At 62.7% G+C, this 18,363-nt stretch carries 15 protein-coding genes; 8 read left to right on the top strand and 7 right to left on the bottom strand.

Annotation, left to right across the window (positions count from 1 at the left end; genetic code table 11):
* Window positions 1–142 precede the first annotated feature (142 nt).
* Window positions 143–1,432: an isocitrate lyase gene (aceA, locus tag PO860_RS01880; protein ID WP_183605737.1), complete on the top strand. Its 1,290-nt coding sequence runs from the start codon at window positions 143–145 to the stop codon at window positions 1,430–1,432.
* 21 nt (window positions 1,433–1,453) lie between these two features.
* Window positions 1,454–1,690: an SMc00767 family acetate metabolism repressor gene (locus PO860_RS01875; protein ID WP_003570242.1), complete on the top strand. Its 237-nt coding sequence runs from the start codon at window positions 1,454–1,456 to the stop codon at window positions 1,688–1,690.
* A gap of 76 nt (window positions 1,691–1,766) precedes the next feature.
* On the opposite strand, the gene PO860_RS01870 is transcribed toward PO860_RS01875, so the two are convergent.
* Window positions 1,767–2,636 carry a LysR family transcriptional regulator gene (locus tag PO860_RS01870; RefSeq protein WP_273883536.1) on the bottom strand — a complete coding sequence of 290 codons (870 nt, stop codon included), beginning with the start codon at window positions 2,634–2,636 and terminating at the stop codon, window positions 1,767–1,769.
* Window positions 2,637–2,726: 90 nt separating this feature from the next.
* Between PO860_RS01870 and PO860_RS01865 the strand changes: the two genes are divergently transcribed.
* A complete protein-coding gene (locus tag PO860_RS01865) occupies window positions 2,727–2,957 on the top strand; it encodes a hypothetical protein (RefSeq protein ID WP_183605735.1) in 231 nt (76 codons plus the stop codon).
* On the opposite strand, the gene PO860_RS01860 is transcribed toward PO860_RS01865, so the two are convergent.
* From PO860_RS01860 to PO860_RS01845, 4 genes are all read right to left on the bottom strand, one after another.
* The gene (locus PO860_RS01860) at window positions 2,930–4,777 is read right to left on the bottom strand and encodes a methyl-accepting chemotaxis protein (protein WP_273883537.1); all 1,848 of its coding nucleotides are present in this window, start codon (window positions 4,775–4,777) and stop codon (window positions 2,930–2,932) included. The genes PO860_RS01865 and PO860_RS01860 overlap by 28 nt on opposite strands.
* 411 nt (window positions 4,778–5,188) lie before the next feature.
* The gene (locus PO860_RS01855) at window positions 5,189–7,720 is read right to left on the bottom strand and encodes a methyl-accepting chemotaxis protein (protein WP_273883538.1); all 2,532 of its coding nucleotides are present in this window, start codon (window positions 7,718–7,720) and stop codon (window positions 5,189–5,191) included.
* A gap of 313 nt (window positions 7,721–8,033) precedes the next feature.
* On the bottom strand, window positions 8,034–8,177 hold the full coding sequence (locus tag PO860_RS01850; protein WP_272782965.1) for a hypothetical protein: 144 nt from the start codon (window positions 8,175–8,177) through the stop codon (window positions 8,034–8,036).
* A gap of 197 nt (window positions 8,178–8,374) precedes the next feature.
* Window positions 8,375–9,595, bottom strand: coding sequence for a BaiN/RdsA family NAD(P)/FAD-dependent oxidoreductase (locus tag PO860_RS01845; RefSeq protein ID WP_272782964.1), 1,221 nt, complete (start codon window positions 9,593–9,595; stop codon window positions 8,375–8,377).
* A gap of 87 nt (window positions 9,596–9,682) precedes the next feature.
* Here PO860_RS01845 and PO860_RS01840 point away from each other — a divergent pair, with 87 nt between their 5' ends.
* The 5 genes from PO860_RS01840 (at window position 9,683) to edd (ending at window position 16,646) form a co-directional block, all read left to right on the top strand.
* Window positions 9,683–11,119, top strand: a complete 1,437-nt coding sequence (locus tag PO860_RS01840) for a glutamine synthetase family protein (protein ID WP_273883539.1) — start codon at window positions 9,683–9,685, stop codon at window positions 11,117–11,119.
* A gap of 11 nt (window positions 11,120–11,130) precedes the next feature.
* Window positions 11,131–12,429, top strand: a complete 1,299-nt coding sequence (locus PO860_RS01835; protein ID WP_272782963.1) for an NAD(P)/FAD-dependent oxidoreductase — start codon at window positions 11,131–11,133, stop codon at window positions 12,427–12,429.
* A gap of 134 nt (window positions 12,430–12,563) precedes the next feature.
* Window positions 12,564–14,039 carry a glucose-6-phosphate dehydrogenase gene (zwf, locus tag PO860_RS01830; protein WP_272782962.1) on the top strand — a complete coding sequence of 492 codons (1,476 nt, stop codon included), beginning with the start codon at window positions 12,564–12,566 and terminating at the stop codon, window positions 14,037–14,039.
* A gap of 10 nt (window positions 14,040–14,049) precedes the next feature.
* The gene (gene pgl / locus PO860_RS01825) at window positions 14,050–14,748 is read left to right on the top strand and encodes a 6-phosphogluconolactonase (protein WP_183605727.1); all 699 of its coding nucleotides are present in this window, start codon (window positions 14,050–14,052) and stop codon (window positions 14,746–14,748) included.
* A 77-nt stretch (window positions 14,749–14,825) separates the two neighbouring features.
* The gene (edd, locus tag PO860_RS01820; RefSeq protein ID WP_183605726.1) at window positions 14,826–16,646 is read left to right on the top strand and encodes a phosphogluconate dehydratase; all 1,821 of its coding nucleotides are present in this window, start codon (window positions 14,826–14,828) and stop codon (window positions 16,644–16,646) included.
* Window positions 16,647–16,730: 84 nt separating this feature from the next.
* Here edd and PO860_RS01815 read toward each other — a convergent pair whose 3' ends face one another.
* Both PO860_RS01815 and PO860_RS01810 read right to left on the bottom strand, forming a co-directional pair.
* On the bottom strand, window positions 16,731–17,084 hold the full coding sequence (locus tag PO860_RS01815; RefSeq protein ID WP_049813631.1) for a hypothetical protein: 354 nt from the start codon (window positions 17,082–17,084) through the stop codon (window positions 16,731–16,733).
* Between the two features lie 176 nt (window positions 17,085–17,260).
* Window positions 17,261–18,349, bottom strand: a complete 1,089-nt coding sequence (locus PO860_RS01810) for an ABC transporter ATP-binding protein (RefSeq protein ID WP_183605725.1) — start codon at window positions 18,347–18,349, stop codon at window positions 17,261–17,263.
* Window positions 18,350–18,363: the final 14 nt, after the last annotated feature.

Raw genomic sequence — 18,363 nt, 5'->3', positions numbered from 1 at the left:
AAATTCACAGCGCCGCTCTGTCAATCCTCGTCATCTTAACCTCTTTCCATCCCAGAAATCAAAGGTTTTTCTGGCCATTTCGCGCCATATTGTCAATCTTGTCATCAGCACCCTTTATCGAGCTTTTAGTGAGGAGAGCAGCATGACCGATTTTTACAAACTTGTCCCCAACGCATCGGCTGATCGTTTCGACGGCATCGAGAGACCCTACTCGGCCGATGACGTGCAGCGGCTGCGGGGCTCGGTGGCGCTGCGCCATTCGCTGGCGGAAATGGGCGCGGACCGGTTGTGGCGGCTGCTGCACCAGGAGGATTTCGTCAATGCGCTCGGCGCGCTGTCCGGCAACCAGGCCATGCAGATGGTGCGCGCCGGGCTGAAGGCGATCTATCTCTCCGGCTGGCAGGTGGCGGCCGACGCCAATACGGCGTCCGCGATGTATCCCGACCAGTCCCTCTATCCGGCCAATGCCGGCCCGGAGCTTGCCAAGCGCATCAATCGCACGCTGCAGCGCGCTGATCAGATCGAGACCTCGGAAGGCCAGGGGCTTTCCGTCGAGACCTGGTTCGCGCCGATCGTCGCCGATGCGGAAGCCGGCTTCGGCGGACCGCTCAACGCCTTCGAAATCATGAAGGCCTATATCGAAGCAGGCGCTGCGGGCGTCCACTTCGAGGACCAGCTCGCCTCGGAGAAGAAATGCGGCCATCTCGGCGGCAAGGTGCTGATCCCGACGGCCGCCCATATCCGCAACCTCGACGCCGCGCGGCTTGCCGCCGACGTCATGGGTGTCGCAACGCTCGTCATCGCTCGCACCGATGCGGAAGCGGCGAAGCTCCTGACATCGGATATCGACGAGCGCGACCAGCCCTTCGTCGATTATGATGCCGGCCGCACGGTCGAAGGCTTCTATCAGGTGCGCAACGGCATCGAGCCCTGCATCGCCCGCGCCGTCGCCTATGCGCCGCATTGCGACCTCATCTGGTGCGAGACCTCGAAGCCCGACCTCGAGCAGGCGCGGCGCTTTGCCGAAGGCGTGCATAAGGTCTATCCCGGCAAGCTGCTCGCCTATAATTGCTCGCCTTCCTTCAATTGGAAGAAGAACCTCGACGAGGCGACGATCGCACGGTTCCAGCGTGAACTCGGCGCGATGGGCTACAAGTTCCAGTTCATCACGCTCGCCGGCTTCCACCAGTTGAACTACGGCATGTACGAACTGGCGCGCGGTTACAAGCAGCGCCAGATGTCGGCCTATTCCGAGCTGCAGCAGGCGGAATTTGCCGCCGAGGCCAATGGCTATACCGCCACCAAACATCAGCGCGAGGTCGGCACCGGCTATTTCGACGCCGTGTCGCTCGCCATTACCGGCGGCCGGTCTTCGACCACGGCGATGCACGACTCGACTGAACATGCTCAGTTCAAACCGGCTGCGGAATAACCCGAAGAAGAGGAGACGATCATGGCATCCATTTCACGCGTCAGGGAACGGGCCGAGGAGCAGGCGACCAGCATGAGCGAGGATCAGCAGACGACGATCCGCATGCTCGCCAACGACCTGCATCGGTTAAACCAATCGGTCATGAAAGCCGTCGAGGCCGGCGTCTCGGTCGAGCTGGTGCGTTCGGCCCGTCATCACGGCGGCGACGGCAACTGGGGCGACCTGCTCATTCCCGTCGTCGTCACCAACCGGCATTGAGACGGCCGGCGAATTGGCTTCGATCCGGGGAATGCCCGCGCATCCCAAGAGATGTGCGGGCGCTTCGTCGTAAACTTCAGCCGCGGCTCGGCCGTTTTCCGGCGAAAAGATCGGCATAACTTCTGATCAGCTTGGTCATGCGGTCGGCGACCGTCCGGATTTCCGGGCGATGGCGGTCTTCGGCATTCATGACGATCCATTGGGCATGGCGCAATTCCGGCAACTCGCCGCCAAGCCGTTGCAATTGCGGATCGAGATCGCCGACGAAACAGGGAAGCACGGTCTTGCCGGCGCCGGCGCGCACCAGATCCGGCAGCGAACGCGGCCGGTTGACGGTGGCGACGATATCGTTTGCGGCATGGGCATGCGGCCAGCGCAGATAGGCTGATATCGCCTCCTCCTCGGCAACCGCAATCCAGCGCTCGTCCGTCTCGGCGGCGTTGCGTCTGATATAGACCGCATAGGCCACCTCTCCGAGCCGCCGTGCGGCCAGATTGGCCTCCTCAGGCTCGAAGGCGCGAATCCCGATATCGCTCTCGCGATAGGCAAGGCTTGCCCGCGCCTCGCCGATGGTGAGCGAAATGGCGAAGGCATCGCCCGGCATGCGGATTGCCGCGAAATTCTCCGTCAGCAACCAGGCGACCCAGGTGCCGGCGGCGATCCTGACCGTCGTGCCGCCCTCACCGGATTGCCGCCACGCCTCGACCTTGCGGGCGGCGGCCTCCATCTCCTGAAGGTGATCGAGCAGCGCCTGGCCATCCCCGGTCAGGCGATATCCGGTCTGGCTGCGCGAAAACAAGGCGCGGCCGATCTCCTGTTCGAGATCGAGCATACGCCGGCCGACGGTCGCGGGGCTGAGCCCGCTTGCGGCGCTTGCCCCGGTCAGGCCGCCGAGCCGGGCGACCTGCAGGAAAAGCTGATAGGAATCCCAATTGGCGTTTTTCATCGATGAAAAACATAGTGGGATTTTCCCCATTTATAAAGAGAAATTCGATGCTTAGACCAGGTGATGTCTTCTACAGGAAAGGACATCGCCATGATCGACATGATCACCATCGCAGGTACCATCGGCTATCGGCACTCTCCCAAGCGATGCGGAGGCAAGACGGATGAGGATCGATTCTATGCCGAGTTCGGAGAGAGCAGCCTCATTCGCTTCGTCGCCTGGCTGACCTCGCTCGATCTCAACCTGGGAAGGCGGAGCAAGGCCGCAGCGCAAACCTGCAGCGGCTGCGTGGTTCAGGCGACTTTTCTTGCCCCGAGATGAGCCGGTGCGGGCTCTGCGACGATGCGGAACCGCTCGATCAGCGTCATCAGCGTATCGGCTTCGCCGGCAAGCATGCGGCTTGCCTGCGTCGTGTCGGCCACCATCGAGGCGTTCTTCTGGGTCATCTGGTCCATGGCGTTGACGGAACCGTTGACCTCCTGCAGCGCCGCCGACTGATCGCGGCTGGCGGTGGCGATGGTCTCGACATGGCCGCTGATCGCGATGATCTCCTGGCTGATCGCGGCCAGCACGCTGCCGGTCTTCTGGACCAGTTCGGAGCCTGCCGTCACTTCCCGGCTGGATGTCTCGATCAGCGATTTGATCTCGCGGGCCGCATCGGCCGAACGCTGGGCGAGTTCACGGACCTCCTGGGCGACGACGGCAAACCCCTTGCCGGCCTCGCCGGCGCGGGCCGCCTCGATGCCGGCGTTCAGCGCCAGCAGATTGGTCTGGAACGCGATGTCGTCGATCACCTCGATGATCTGCTCGATGCGCTGCGAGGCCTCTTCGATGCGCTCCATCGCGGCAACGGCATCACCGACGACGGCACCGGAATTGTCAGCCGTCTTCTTGGTCGCGGCCACGACATTATTGGCCTCACGGGCACGCTCGGCGGAAGAACGAACCGTCACGGTGATCTCCTCCACCGCCGCCGCGGTCTCCTCGAGGTTTGCCGCCTGCGCCTCGGTGCGCTTCGAGAGCTCACCGGCCGAGGCGGAGACGGCGCCGCTGTTGCGCTGGATCGTCGAGGCGCTGTCGCGAATGCCCGACAGCGTATCCTGCAGTCGCAGCAGCGATGCATTGAAATCGACGCGCAACTGCTCCAGCCGGCCGACGAAGGGCGTACCGATCGTCTGCGAGACATCGCCCTGCGACAGGCGCCCGAGGCCGGCGGCGAGCTGGTTGACGGCAAAGTCGATCTGGCCGTCGAGCGAGCGCTTGTCGGCATCGTTCCGGGCGCGTTCGGCATCGCTCAAGGCGCGCTGTTCGGCAGCCTGCGTTTCCAGGTCGCGCCTGGCGCGGGCGCTGTCGCGGAACAGCGCCAACGCCCTGCCGATATCGCCGAACTCGTTCTTCTTGTCGACACAAGGGATGGCGCCATCGAGATCGCCCGAGGAAATCGAGCGAACGCTCGCGGTCAGCGCCTGCAAAGGCTTCACCGACAGGCGGATCGCATAGAAGGCGACAACGCCGACGATCAACATGACGATGGCGCCGATGCCGAGAACCAGGATCTGCAGTTCGTTCAGGCGCTGGTAGTAGACCTCCATCGGAATGCCGATGAAGAGAATGCCGACATTGGCGTTCGACGCGTTCTTGATGGGGAAGTAACCGGTGATGAACTGGCGGCCGAAAAGCACCGCCGGGCCGTAATAGGCCTCGCCCTTGGCGAGAACCGGCTGGGCGGGGTGTTCGGCGACGAGCTTGGTGCCGACGGCGCGGTCGCCGTTTTCCTTCTTGACGTTTGTGGAGATGCGGACGTAGTCGCTGCCCTGCTTCTGGAAGATCGTCGCAACACCGGCGATCGACTGCGCCGTACGGTCGACCAGCGAATGATCGGCAAGGGTCGGAATGGCGTCTTCCGTCACGGTGGAGAGCTGATTGTCCTTCAGCTCGATCTTTGCCGCCTGATCGGCCGCGCCGTAGAGGACGGCCATGACGCGGGTGGCTTCCTTCGCGTCGGAAACGGCCCCGTCCATGACATGATGGCCCAGATAGTAATAGGTCACGCCGACGATGGCGGCCGTGCTGATCGCCAGCAGAAACAGTGTGATCGCAACGATCTGGCGTACGATCGACGTGGAGAAAAGGCGCAGCATCAAGACCCCCGGAAGAAACCAGGGTTAAATTAAGCGAAAAGCGTTAAGGAAAATTTTCCGTAAATCAGGGCGGCCGGAGATATTCACCGTGTCATTTTCGGACGTCTTCTGACCATTGCGGCTCGATAGACTGGCGGGCATTCAAGGCAATTCTTCCAGCGTTCAAATTTCCTCAATCAGTGCGCGATTTTTGCGGAATAAAGAGGAACGGAGAGGTCGCGGCATGTCCCTTCGGCCCGCAAGTGGGGGTCCGAAAGGACGGGTCGAGACCCGTGGCTCGACCCGGTCGTGGCGGCAGGCCGATGAGGGCAAAGCGGCGACCTCCTCAGCCGCCAATGTCCACAACCCGACCAAATAGAAACGGCCCCGGAAAGCCCGGGGCCGTTCGCATGAAGACGGGTCGGTCGACGATCAGGCGGCGCGATAGACCGGCGCCGAGGCTGCCTCGCCGTCGATCTTGAACTGCTGGATCAGCCGGCGCAGGGAATCCGCCTCGTCGGCCAGTTCGCGGCTGGCGGCGGTCGTTTCCTCCACCATGGCGGCGTTCTGCTGCGTCATCTGGTCCATCTGGTTGACGGTCGCGTTGACGCTCTGCAACGCGTTGGACTGGTCGTGGCTGGCGCGGGCGATCATCTCGACATGCTGGCTGATCGTGACGATCTGGGCGCTGATCCTGGCGAGCACCGTGCCGGTCTCCTGGACGAATTGCGAGCCGGAGCTGACCTCGTTGGTCGACTTGTTGATCAGGCCCTTGATCTCCTGCGCCGCGGCTGCGGAACGCTGAGCCAGTTCGCGGACTTCCATCGCCACCACCGCAAAGCCCTTGCCCGCCTCGCCGGCGCGCGCCGCCTCGATGCCGGCGTTGAGCGCCAGCAGGTTGGTCTGGAAGGCAATCTCGTCGATGACGCCGATGATCTGCTCGATCTGGCGCGAGGCATCCTCGATGCGGCCCATCGCGTCGATCGCATTGCTGACGACGACGGCGGAATCGTCGGCGCTGCGCTTGGCCTGGCGGACGATCTGGTCGGCATCCTTGGCGCGTTCGGCCGACGAACGGACCGTGACGGTGATCTCGTCGACGGCGGCGGCGGTCTCTTCGAGCGAGGCGGCCTGCTGCTCGGTGCGCTTGGACAGATCCTCGGCCGACTGGGCCATCTGGTTGCCGTTGCCCTGGATCAGTTCGACATTGTCGCGGATCTGGCTCATCGTCGCCTGCAGGCGCATCATCGAGCCGTTGAAATCCTGGCGCAGCTGTTCGAGGCGGCCGATGAAGGGCGTCTCGATCGTCGTCGAGATATCGCCCTGCGACATGCGTTCGAGGCCGGCGGCGAGCGCGTTGACGGCGAATTCGATCTGACGATCCATTTCGCGCTTTTCGGCGTCGTTGCGCTGGCGCTCGTGTTCGGCGGCGGCGCGCTCCTCGTCGCTCTGCTCCTCGATGCGGATCTTCGAGATGGCGTTTTCCTTGAAGATGCCGAGCGCGCGGGCCATGTCGCCGATTTCATCGTAGCGCTGCTCGCCGGAGATGCTGGTGTCCAGCGCCCCTTCGGCGATGCGGCGCATGGCGGCGGTGATGTGGCTGATCGGGCGCTGCAGTGTCAGCACCAAGGCGATACCGCCGAGGATCGACAGAAGGATGCCGAGACCGGTGGTCATGACCGAGATGCTGTTTGCCTGGGTGCGCTCGGTGCCGGCCGTCTGTTTCTGCAGCTCGGCGAAATCGGTCAGCTTCGTCCAGATCTGGTCGAGCTCCTGGCGGGCAGCGGCATAGGCGGTGACGCGCTCGCCGATCGTATCGACGATCTTCGAGCCGCCGCCGGAAATGGCGTCGAGCGCCGGCTGGATCGCGCCCGATATGCCCTCGGCAAAGCCCATGCCCTTGGCGCTGGTGGTCAGCACCTGCATGTCCTTGCCCAGCGTGCCGGCCTGCTGCTGCAGGCGCACGAGATTATCCTTGCTCGAATTGGAGAGGAAATCGGAAAGGACGATCTGTAGCGCATAGACGGAATTTTCGAGGCGCCGCGTATCCTGAAGGACGGAGTTGGTCTGGGCGATGCGGCCCTCGAGCTCGGCGAAACGCTGTGTCGCCTCGCGCATCTTCTGCGTTGCCGTCAGCTGCGTATAGGTCGAGGTCTGGCGGAAGCGCGAAACGAGACGGCCGAGCTCGGCGATGTCCTCGTCGGTCGGAGCGGGCAGCTGGGCGATCGCCTTGATGCTGTCGATGGTGGCGGTCAGCGCGTCGATGACGTTCTTCTGGTTGGTCGGAACCGAAATGGCGATCTGCCGCTGGGCTTTGACGATCGCAGGCATCTGTTCGTTGATGAAGGCGATCTTGTCCTGCGGTGTCTGCGGTTTGCTGTAGCCGCTGGCGACGGTGCCGAGGAAATCGCCGCCCTTCAGCAGGCGGTCGGCGGTGCGCAGCGTGATGGTGGCGGCACCCTCGTCGTTCTGGAGCGCGGTCTGCAATTCCTCGGCCTGGTAGGAGACCGTGAAACGGGTGCTGATCAGGCTCTTCTGTGCGGCATCGATCTGCTCGTGCAGTGCCTGCTCCTGTTCATGCAGCGCCCAGAGCTTGTCGACGACGCCGGATATGTCCTTGGTGCGGCGCGATGCCTCGGCAAGGCTGTCGCGGCCGGCGGCCTCTTCGCCGACCTGGTTCAGCGTCAGGTCGAGCACGCCTTGCTGGGTCTTCAGTTCCGCGGTCAGCTTGTCGCGCGCCTCCGGGCTGGTGACGCGCAGGAAATCGTCCATCGAACCGTAGAGATCCTTGAAGCCGCTCAGCGACTGCAGCACGCTGTTGGATATTTCCATGCGGCCCTGCAGAAGTCCCGAAGCGTAAAGGCCCGTCAGGCCCACCGCCGAAATGGTGACGACGAAAGGCAGAACGAAGATCAGAACCTTGGTCTTGATCCTGAAGCGGGAAAGAATCTTGTCAATCAACATGGCGTTCCGGGCCTTTCATACACCACTCCTCCCGCAGGCGGCCACTTGGCGCCTGCCGGGTGCACATCGAGCTGCTTTTTAATTTCCATTGGGGAACCCGGAAGCCAGGCGGCAGTCATTGCCAGTTCATGTCCAAACAACTTGGAGATGCCCAAATAATCGCGGGCAATTGTGTCAGATTAGGTATTAATTTTCGGATAAGCGGTGATGGCAGGTTAAGCCAAGGCAGTGAAATAGTTGCAGATTGTAAGCCGCAACGCCGCAGTGCGGCGATCGGCATGCCGCAATGTTCTTTCCGGCTCTACGGACAGGATCAGATGAGGTGTGAGAGCAGCAGCGCGAGGCTGGCGGCGGTAGCGCCGGCGGCAAGCATCAGATAACGCAAGGTCACCATCCGGGCGTTCGGCTTTGCCTCGGCAATGGCGATGGCGCGGGCGCGTCGTGTGTTTCCGGTCATGGTCGAAACCTCACTTCTGTCTGACACAACAATCCAACAAAACAGCTTGCCGGTAAAGCATTATCTAGGAACGACCTTGCAAACCGCCAATTGAGACAGGATGGCGCACCTCTCTTAACAAGTCTTGAATCGGCTTTTGTCTTTGTCTTATGCAAGTCGTTCTCCCAAAACCGCTGCGCACTTTTGGGCGACATGCATTAAGCCCATTCGCCCGCGGCAAAACCGGAGGCCCAGGCCCACTGGAAATTATAGCCACCGAGCCAGCCGGTGACGTCGACGCATTCGCCGATGAAGTAAAGCCCGGGCACGGATTTTGCCTCCATGCTGCGGGAATCCAACGCTGCTGTGTCGATGCCGCCGAGCGTCACTTCGGCGGTACGGTAGCCTTCCGAGCCGGAAGGTTTGAGCGCAAAGTTCTGGGCGCCGGCGGCAAGGCGCAGCAACGCCTTGTCCGGCAGGTCGGCCATATTGCCGGAGATTTTTTCGCGCTCGACGAGAAACTGCGCCAGCCGCTTCGGCAGGATGTCGCCAAGTGCGGTCTGCGGCGACTGGCGGCCATTGCGCTGCTTTGCCGTCTTCAGATGTGCTGATATGTCGATATCCGGTTCGATCGCCACGACGATCTCGTCGCCTTCGCGCCAGTAGGAGGAGATCTGCAGGATGGCGGGGCCGCTCAGCCCCCGATGGGTAAACAGCAGCGCTTCGCGGAAAGCCGTCTTGCCGTGGCGGATTTCGGCCGGGGCGGCGATGCCGGCAAGCGGCGCGATGCTTTCCAACAGGCCGGGATCGAGGGTCAGCGGCACGAGGCCGGGGCGAGTTTCGAGCACGGCCAAGCCGAACTGTTCGGCAAGGCGATAGGCAAAGCCGGTGGCGCCCATCTTCGGGATCGACTTGCCGCCGGTGGCGACGATCAGCGACGATGCTTCATAGGCGCCCTCGCCTGTGGAGATGCGGAAGCCTGCCTCGGTCCTTTCGACGCCTGATATCTCGGTGCCGAGATGCAGCGTAGCACCGGCCGCGCGCATCTCCTCGAGCAGCATGCGGATGATATCCTTGGCGCTGTCGTCGCAGAAAAGCTGGCCGAGCGTCTTTTCATGCCAGGCAATACCGTGGCGATCGACCATGGCGATGAAATCGGACGGCGTGAAACGGGCGAGCGCCGATTTGCAGAAATGCGGATTGGCGGAGAGGAAATTCTTCGGCCCGGCATGGATATTGGTGAAATTGCAGCGGCCGCCGCCTGAGATGCGGATCTTCTCGCCGGGCGCCCTTGCATGATCGAGGATCACGACCGAGCGGCCGCGTTTTCCGGCCCGGATAGCCGCCATCATGCCCGCCGCCCCGGCGCCGATGACGATGACGTCGCTTTTGCGCTGCAAACCCGTTTCCCCGATCAAGACAGCGTCTTCTTTTTCCATCGAAGGGCGAAAGTCAACGTTCTCAACCTCTCGCCAATTGGCAAAGTCCAGTTATGATGGCGCCACGATCAACCAAACCGGTGTGTCATGTCCCCAAAAAAGACGACGCTGAAGCCTGCCAGAAACGTACCCGCCTCGAAGAAGACTCCCCCGGACCCCGGATCCCTGCGCGGCGTTGCGAACTGGAAGGAAGCAGCGCGGTGGCTGAGGGACCGGGGCATCGAGGACATCGAATGCATCACGCCGGACCTTGCCGGCGTTCCGCGCGGCAAGATGATGCCGAGCTCGAAATTCACCTCGAACACCTCGCTGGCGCTGCCGTCGGCGATCTACCGGCACACGATTTCGGGCGAATATCCCGACGAGACCGAAAGCTTCCGCTACGAGCCGCGCGACAGCGACCTGAAGCTGATGCCGGATCTTTCGACGCTGTCGGTCGTGCCCTGGGAGACCGACCCGACGGCGCAGGTGATCTGCGACATCGTCGATTCGGACGGCGGGGAAGTGCCCTATACGCCGCGCAACGTGCTGAAGCGGATCCTGAGTCTCTATCACGAGCGCGGCTGGAAGCCGATCGTGGCGCCCGAGATCGAATTCTACCTGGTCGCCAAGAATGACGACCCCGATTATCCGCTGCACCCGCCGAAAGGCCGGTCCGGCCGCTCTATCCTCGGCGGCCAGGGTTATTCGATCGCCGGCATCAACGAATTCGACGAGCTGATCGACGATGTCTATCATTTCTCGGAGAAGCAGGGGCTGGAGATCGACACGCTGATCCACGAAGAGGGACCGGCGCAGCTCGAAATCAACCTGCGCCACGGCAATCCGATCGAGCTTGCCGACCAGGTGTTCCTGTTCAAGCGCACGATCCGCGAGGCGGCGCTGAAACACGACATCTATGCGACTTTCATGGCCAAGCCGATGCAGGGCCAGCCGGGTTCGGCGATGCATATCCATCAGTCGGTGGTCAATATCGAGACGGGCAAGAACATCTTCTCCAATCCGGACGGATCTACCTCGAAGGAATTCTTCCATTTCATCGGCGGCATGCAGAAATTCGTGCCGAGCGCGATGGCGATGCTGGCGCCCTACGTCAATTCCTACCGGCGCCTGCAGCCCGACATGTCCTGCCCGGTCAACAATGCCTGGGGCTACGACAACCGCACGACCGCCTTCCGCGTGCCGGTTTCCGATCCGCAGGCGCGGCGCGTGGAAAACCGGTTGCCGAGCTCGGACGCCAATCCCTATCTGGCGCTCGCCGCCTCGCTTGCCGCCGGCCTGCTCGGCATCATGAAAGAGATCGAGCCGACGGCGCCGACCGAAGATTCGGCCAATGAAGGCTCGATCGACCTGCCGCGCGGCCTCCTGGAAGCCGTGGCGCTGCTCGAGGACGAGCCCGCCTTCGAGGAGATTTTCGGCAAGCAGTTCATCGGCCTCTATGCCGGCGTCAAGCGCGGCGAGTTCGAAACCTTCATGCAGGTGATCAGCCCCTGGGAGCGGGAATTCCTTCTGCTCAACGTGTGAGGGAACCATCCATGGCATTGCAGGAGACGTGGCAGAGCCCGATCGCGCCCGGGCTATCCTGGTATCAGGCAACCGTCGGGGAGCGGCCGACCTATGCGGCTCTCGACGGCTCGAGAACAGCAGACGTCGCCATCATCGGCGGCGGCTACACCGGCCTGCAGGCCGCCTATCATCTCGCCGAAGCGGGCGTTTCGGTGGTGCTGATCGAGGCCTGCCGCTTCGGCGACGGGGCGTCGGGGCGCAATGGCGGCCAGCTTGGCACCGGACAGCGCTGGTGGCCGGAAGAACTCGAGGAGAAGATCGGCTACGAACGCTCGAAGGCGTTGTTTGATCTTGCCGAGGCGGCCAAGCGCCATCTCATCGATTTCGCCCGCGAGCACCAGATCGAGATCGACTATGTGCCCGGCCAGCTCAACGTCGCGCACAAGGCGAGCTACAAACGCGACTATTATGAAAATGCCGCGATCGCCGCAGAGCGCTACGGCTATCCGCACATCAGCTTCATGGACGAGAAGGAAACGCAGGAGCGGCTCGGCTCGAAGCGTTTCCATTGCGGCGTGCGCGATGTCGGCACCGGCCACATCCATCCGCTGAAGCTGCTCATCGGGCTGGCCCGGGTCGCGGCCAACGCCGGCGCTGAAATCTTCGAGATGACCAGGGCAACGGCGATCCGCCAAAGCGGCGGCAAGGTGACGATCGAAACCGAAAGGGGTGTGATCACCGCCGAGCGCGCGCTGATCGCCTGCGACGCCTATATCGACGGCCTCGAACCGGTGACGGCAAGCCATATCATGCCGATCCGCTCCTTCATCGGCGCCACGGCGCCGCTCGACCGATACCCCGATGTGCTGCCGGGCGGCGAGGCGGTGGCCGATTCGCGCTTCGTCGTGCGCTACTTCCGCAAATTCGGCGACGGCCGCCTGCTGTTCGGCGGGCGCGAAGCCTATACGGCGGACAATCCGCGGGACATTTCCGAGCACATCCGCCGGCAGATCGCCGAGATCTATCCTGACCTGAAGAATATCGACATCACCCACGCCTGGGGCGGCAGCGTCGGCATCACCATGCCGCGCCAGCCTTTCGTACGCGAGGTCATGCCCGGCGTCATCTCGATCGGCGGTTATTCCGGCCATGGCGTCATGCTGTCAAACTACTGTGGCAAGCTCTACGCGGAAACGGTGCTTGGAAAATCCGGCGATCTCGACCTGTTCAAATCGCTCGATATTCCCGCCTTTCCCGGCGGAGCGCGCATGCGGGCGCCGCTGCTTTTTCTCGCCTTGTCGTGGTTTGCGCTTCGCGACAAGTTTTAGTCCGATTGCGGATTTCTTCTTCCGGGAATTCGCTCTAAAACCGGTGCCTGAGAGATTCATTGCACTGCACACTGGCTTTTTTAAATCGATTAGATTAAAAGGGCCGCCAACCAGCCTGATTGAGAGACAAGCTCATGAGCAGCCAGATTATTCCCGTTGAGCCTTTTGATTACGTCGTCTTCGGCGGCAGCGGCGACCTTGCCGAGCGCAAGTTGCTGCCGGCGCTTTATCATCGCCAGATCGAGGGCCAGTTTACGGAACCGACCCGTGTCATCGGCGCTTCGCGCAGCCCGCTTTCGCATGAGGAATATCGCAAATTCGCCAAAGACGCGCTCAAGGAGCACCTGAAAAAGGGCGAATATGACGAGGCGGAAGTCGAAAAGTTCTGTGCCCGTCTCTTCTACGTTTCCGTCGACGCCCGCACGGACGCCGGTTGGGATCATCTCAAGAAGCTGCTCGACGAGGGCAAGGACCGCGTTCGCTCTTTCTATCTCGCTGTCGCTCCGGGCATCTTCGGCGACATTTCGCAGAAAATCCACGACCACAAGCTGATCACCAAGTCGACCCGCATCGTCGTCGAGAAGCCGATCGGCCGCGACCTCGCCTCGGCGCTGCAGCTGAACGACACGATCGGCCGAGCCTTCAAGGAAGAGCAGATCTTCCGCATCGACCACTATCTCGGCAAGGAAACGGTGCAGAACCTGATGGCGCTGCGCTTCGCCAACGCGCTCTATGAGCCGCTGTGGAACGCCAATTATATCGACCACGTGCAGATTACGGTCGCTGAATCGGTCGGCCTCGAAGGCCGCGCCGGTTATTACGATACGGCTGGCGCGCTGCGCGACATGGTGCAGAACCACATTCTGCAGCTGCTCTGCCTGACGGCGATGGAAGTGCCCTCGTCGATGGATTCGGAAGCTGTCCGCGACGAGAAGCTGAAGGTGCTGCGCGCACTGAAGCCGCTCAATGCCTCCAATGTCGAGCAGGCGACGGTGCGCGGCCAGTACCGCGCCGGCGCATCGGGCAGCGGCCCGGTCAAGGGTTATCTCGAAGAGCTCGAAGGCGGCGTCTCGAACACCGAAACCTTCGTCGCCATCAAGGCCGAGATCAATAACTGGCGCTGGGCGGGCGTTCCCTTCTACATCAGAACCGGCAAGCGCCTGACCGGGCGCATGTCCGAGATCGTCATCACCTTCAAGCCGATCCCGCATGCGATTTTCGACCAGGCGGCCGGGCGCATCGTCGCCAACCAGCTGATCATCCGGCTGCAGCCGGATGAAGGCGTCAAGCAGTCGCTGATGATCAAGGATCCGGGTCCGGGCGGTATGCGCCTGCGCAATGTCTCCCTCGACATGAGCTTCGCCCAGGCCTTCAACGTCCGCAATCCCGACGCCTACGAGCGTCTGCTGATGGATGTGATCCGCTCCAACCAGACCTTGTTCATGCGCCGCGACGAAGTGGAAGCCGCATGGAGATGGGTCGACCCGATCCTCAAGGGCTGGGAAGCGACCGGCCAGCAGGTACAGGGTTATACGGCCGGCACCTGGGGCCCGAGCCAGGCCATCGCGCTGATCGAGCGTGACGGCCGCACCTGGCATGACGATATCTAGGACGAAACCGATGGCATCGACCCTGCACTCCTTCGCCAGCCCCGCAGACCTCGCGGGCAGCCTTGCCGACAAAGTCGCGAGCACGCTTTCGGCGGCGATTGCCGCCCGCGGAACGGCGTCCATCGCCGTTTCCGGCGGCTCGACGCCGAAGGCCTTCTTCCAGGCGCTGTCGACGCGCGACATCGCCTGGGACAAGGTGACGATCACCCTTGTAGACGAACGTTTCGTGCCGGCCGACAATCCGCGCTCGAACCATCTGCTGGTCGATGCCAATCTGCTGCAGAACAAGGCAAAGGCGGCGCGCTTCCTGCCGCTCTATCAGGAGGCCGCCTCGGTGGAGGAGGCCGCTTCGCTTGCGACCGAGAAGACCAGGGCGATCAGTTCGCCCTTCGACATCGTCATCCTGGGCATGGGCGGCGACGGCCACACGGCCTCGTTCTTTCCCGGCGGCAGCAATCTTGCCAAGGCGCTCGATGCATCGACCCCACGCGGCATCATCACCATGGAAGCAGAAGGGGCCGGCGAGCCGCGCCTGACCTTCACCTTCTCCAGTCTTCAGGATGCCGCACTCCTGGTTCTTCATATTGAGGGCGAAGGCAAAAAAGACGTTCTCGCCAAGGCGGAAGGCAACGGAGACGAGGCAGAAATGCCGATCCGCGCCGTTCTGCGCCGGGCCACTTCCCCGGTCGAGATCTACTGGGCTCCCTGATCGGCCGTCCATTCGGACCGAGATTCAGGCCAGAGCCGCCGAAACAGATAAGACAACGAACAAGGCAGGGATCTTCCATGTCCGCTCACGCACGCATTTCTGCGATCACCGATCGCATTGTCGAACGCTCGAAACCATCTCGCGAGCGCTACCTGGAACGCCTGCGCGCCGCCGCGTCCAAGGGTGTCGCCCGTTCGGTGCTCGGCTGCGCCAACCTTGCCCACGGCTTCGCGGTCTGTTCCCCCGCCGAGAAGGATGCGCTCGCCGGTGACCGCATCGCCAATCTCGGCATCATCACCGCCTATAACGACATGCTCTCGGCCCACCAGCCGTTCGAGACCTATCCGGCGATCATCCGCGAAGCGGCCGCAGAAGCAGGCGGCGTGGCGCAGGTGGCCGGCGGCGTGCCGGCCATGTGCGACGGCGTCACCCAGGGACAGCCGGGCATGGAGCTCTCGCTGTTCTCACGCGACCTGATCGCCATGTCGGCGGGCGTTGGCCTGTCGCACAACATGTTCGATGCCGCCCTCTTCCTCGGCGTCTGCGACAAGATCGTGCCGGGCCTGGTCATCGCGGCCCTGTCCTTCGGGCACCTGCCGTCGATCTTCGTTCCCGCCGGTCCGATGACGACAGGCCTGCCGAACGACGAAAAGTCGCGCGTGCGCCAGCTCTTTGCCGAGGGCAAGGTCGGCCGTGCCGAGCTGCTGGAGGCGGAATCGAAATCCTATCACGGCCCCGGCACCTGCACCTTCTACGGCACCGCCAATTCCAACCAGATGCTGATGGAGATCATGGGCTTCCATATGCCCGGCTCCTCCTTCATCAACCCCGGCACGCCGCTGCGCGAAGCGCTGACGCGCGAAGCCGCCAAGCGGGCGTTGGCGATCACCGCGCTCGGCAACGAATTCACCCCGGCGGGCGAGATGATCGACGAGCGCTCGGTCGTCAACGGTGTCGTCGGCCTGCATGCGACCGGCGGCTCGACCAACCATACGCTGCACCTGGTCGCCATGGCGCGGGCGGCCGGCATCCATCTCACCTGGCAGGACATTGCCGAGCTTTCGGAAGTGGTGCCGCTGCTTGCCCGCGTCTACCCGAACGGGCTTGCCGACGTGAACCATTTCCAGGCGGCCGGCGGCATGGGCTTCCTGATCAAGGAACTCCTGAAGCACGGCCTGGTGCATGACGATGTGCGCACCGTCTTCGGCCAGGGTCTCCAAGCCTATACGGTCGATGCCCGCCTCGGCGAAAACGGCGGCGTTCTGCGCGAGCCGTCGCCGGATAAGAGCCACGATCCGAAGGTGCTTTCCAGCATCGAAACGCCGTTCCAGGCGAATGGCGGGCTGAAGATGCTGCGCGGCAATCTCGGCAAGGCGGTTATCAAGATCTCGGCCGTCAAGCCGGAACGTCACATCATCGAGGCGCCGGCGATCATCTTCCACAGCCAGCAGGAACTGCAGGACGCGTTCAAGGAAGGCAAGCTCAACCGCGATTTCATCGCCGTCGTGCGCTTCCAGGGCCCGAAGGCGAACGGCATGCCGGAGCTGCACAAGCTGACGCCGCCGCTCGGTGTGCTGCAGGACCGCGGCTTCCGCGTGGCGCTGCTGACCGACGGGCGCATGTCCGGCGCATCCGGCAAGGTGCCGGCCGCGATCCACGTCACCCCGGAAGCGGTCGACGGCGGCCCGATCGCCCGCATCCGCGACGGCGATATCATTCGCCTCGATGCGATCAAGGGCACGCTCGAACTGCTCGTCGATGCGGCAGACTTGGCCGAGCGCGAGCCGGTGACCGTCGATCTCTCCGACAATGAATTCGGCATGGGCCGCGAGCTCTTCGCACCGTTCCGCCGCGCCGTCGGCGCTTCGGATCAGGGCGCCAGCGTGCTCTTCCACTGAGCACAGTCGCTCAGGGCGAACAAAAAACCGCGTGGCGCGCGAAGCACCCCGCGGTTTTTTCATTTCGTCGGTCGGTGCTATCCGTCAGGCGCGGATATCGAGCACGTAGTCGCGATGCGCCGGGTGGGTGCTGTAGACGAAGATCTTGTTCAGCTCCTTCTGCGTCAGCAGGCGCAGGAAGCGGACTTCGATCGTGTTGTTGGCGTTGACCTTCATCAACAGGCAGCCGACCTTAGTGATCCGGGCATCCGGAATATCCAGATAGAACTGCTTCGGCAGGTTGAACTGGGTCAGGATCGCAAGTGTTGCGCTACTCATCGAGATCCGGATGATATCGCAGCGGCGCGAAGCCGCGTGCATGACGCCCTTTTCCGTATATTCGATGCGCGCGGCATTCATTGTGTCCTCCATCTTGAACCGCGCCTCGCGGTCGTACATGAAGGATTCTTCCTTGCTCAGGAAATGAGATTTTGGCTGTGACGGATTGGAAGCGGCCACGTGCTTATCCCCCTCATAAATTGACTGGGAAAAGGTAGCAGCCGATCTTTAACAGAAAGTGAGAATTCGGCCCGTCCCGGACAATTCTTGGGATGATCCCCCCAAAAATGGCCGCTTCATTTCCGGTAGGTGTGACCGGTTGCATCAAAGAGATGCAACTTCTGCCTGTCGGCGGCAAAGCGCATCCTCTGGCCCTTCTTCACATCGTAGATGCCGGGCAGCTTGACGACGATCGGTTCGCCGGGCACCAGGCCTTCGATATAGAGCAGCGTCACTTCGCCGAGCGCTTCGACGATCGACACTTCACCTTCGAAAAGGTAGTCGGCGCCATCGGCAACCCGGAGATCCTCCGGACGAACGCCGAAGCTTGCCTGCTTGCCGGTTTCGGCCGCGTCGGTCGCCACATCGAGCGTCACCGACATGCCGCCGGTCAGCGTCACCGTCGTCTGGCTTCCGGTGCCGGCCACCGTCGCCGGGATGATGTTCATGGCCGGCGAGCCGATAAATTTCGCAACGAAGAGGTTGGCCGGGCGCTCGTAGAGCTCCAGCGGCGCGCCGACCTGCTCGATATTGCCGGCGGAGAGAACGACGATGCGGTCGGCCAGCGTCATCGCCTCGACCTGGTCGTGGGTGACGTAGATCATCGTCGTATCGGCCATCTGTTCGTTCAGGCGGGCGATCTCGATGCGGGTGGCGACGCGCAGCGCGGCATCGAGGTTAGACAGCGGCTCGTCGAACAGGAAGACCTTCGGATCGCGGCAGATGGCGCGGCCGATCGCCACGCGCTGGCGCTGGCCGCCGGAAAGGGCCTTCGGCAGGCGGTCGAGATATTTGGTCAGCTGCAGGCTCTCGGCCGCGGCCCGCACGCGGCGGTCGATTTCCTGCTTGCTTTCACCGGCAATCTTCATGCCGAAGGCCATGTTGTCGAAGACGGTCATGTGCGGGTAGAGCGCATAGGACTGGAAGACCATGGCGATGCCGCGCTTGGAGGGCGGCACGTCATTGACGAGATGGCCGTCAATATACATTTCGCCGCCGGTGATCGCCTCGAGGCCGGCGATCATGCGCAGAAGCGTGGACTTGCCGCAGCCCGACGGACCGACGAAGACGATAAACTCGCCTTGTTTGATATCGAGGTCGATCCCGTGGAGAACGTCCACGGAACCGTAGGATTTGCGGATATCCTTCAGCGTCAGTCCAGTCATATCTCTCTCCCCTC

Source organism: Rhizobium binxianense (assembly GCF_028994275.1).
Lineage (GTDB): Bacteria > Pseudomonadota > Alphaproteobacteria > Rhizobiales > Rhizobiaceae > Rhizobium > Rhizobium binxianense.
This window is presented reverse-complemented; position numbering and strand designations above follow the sequence as displayed.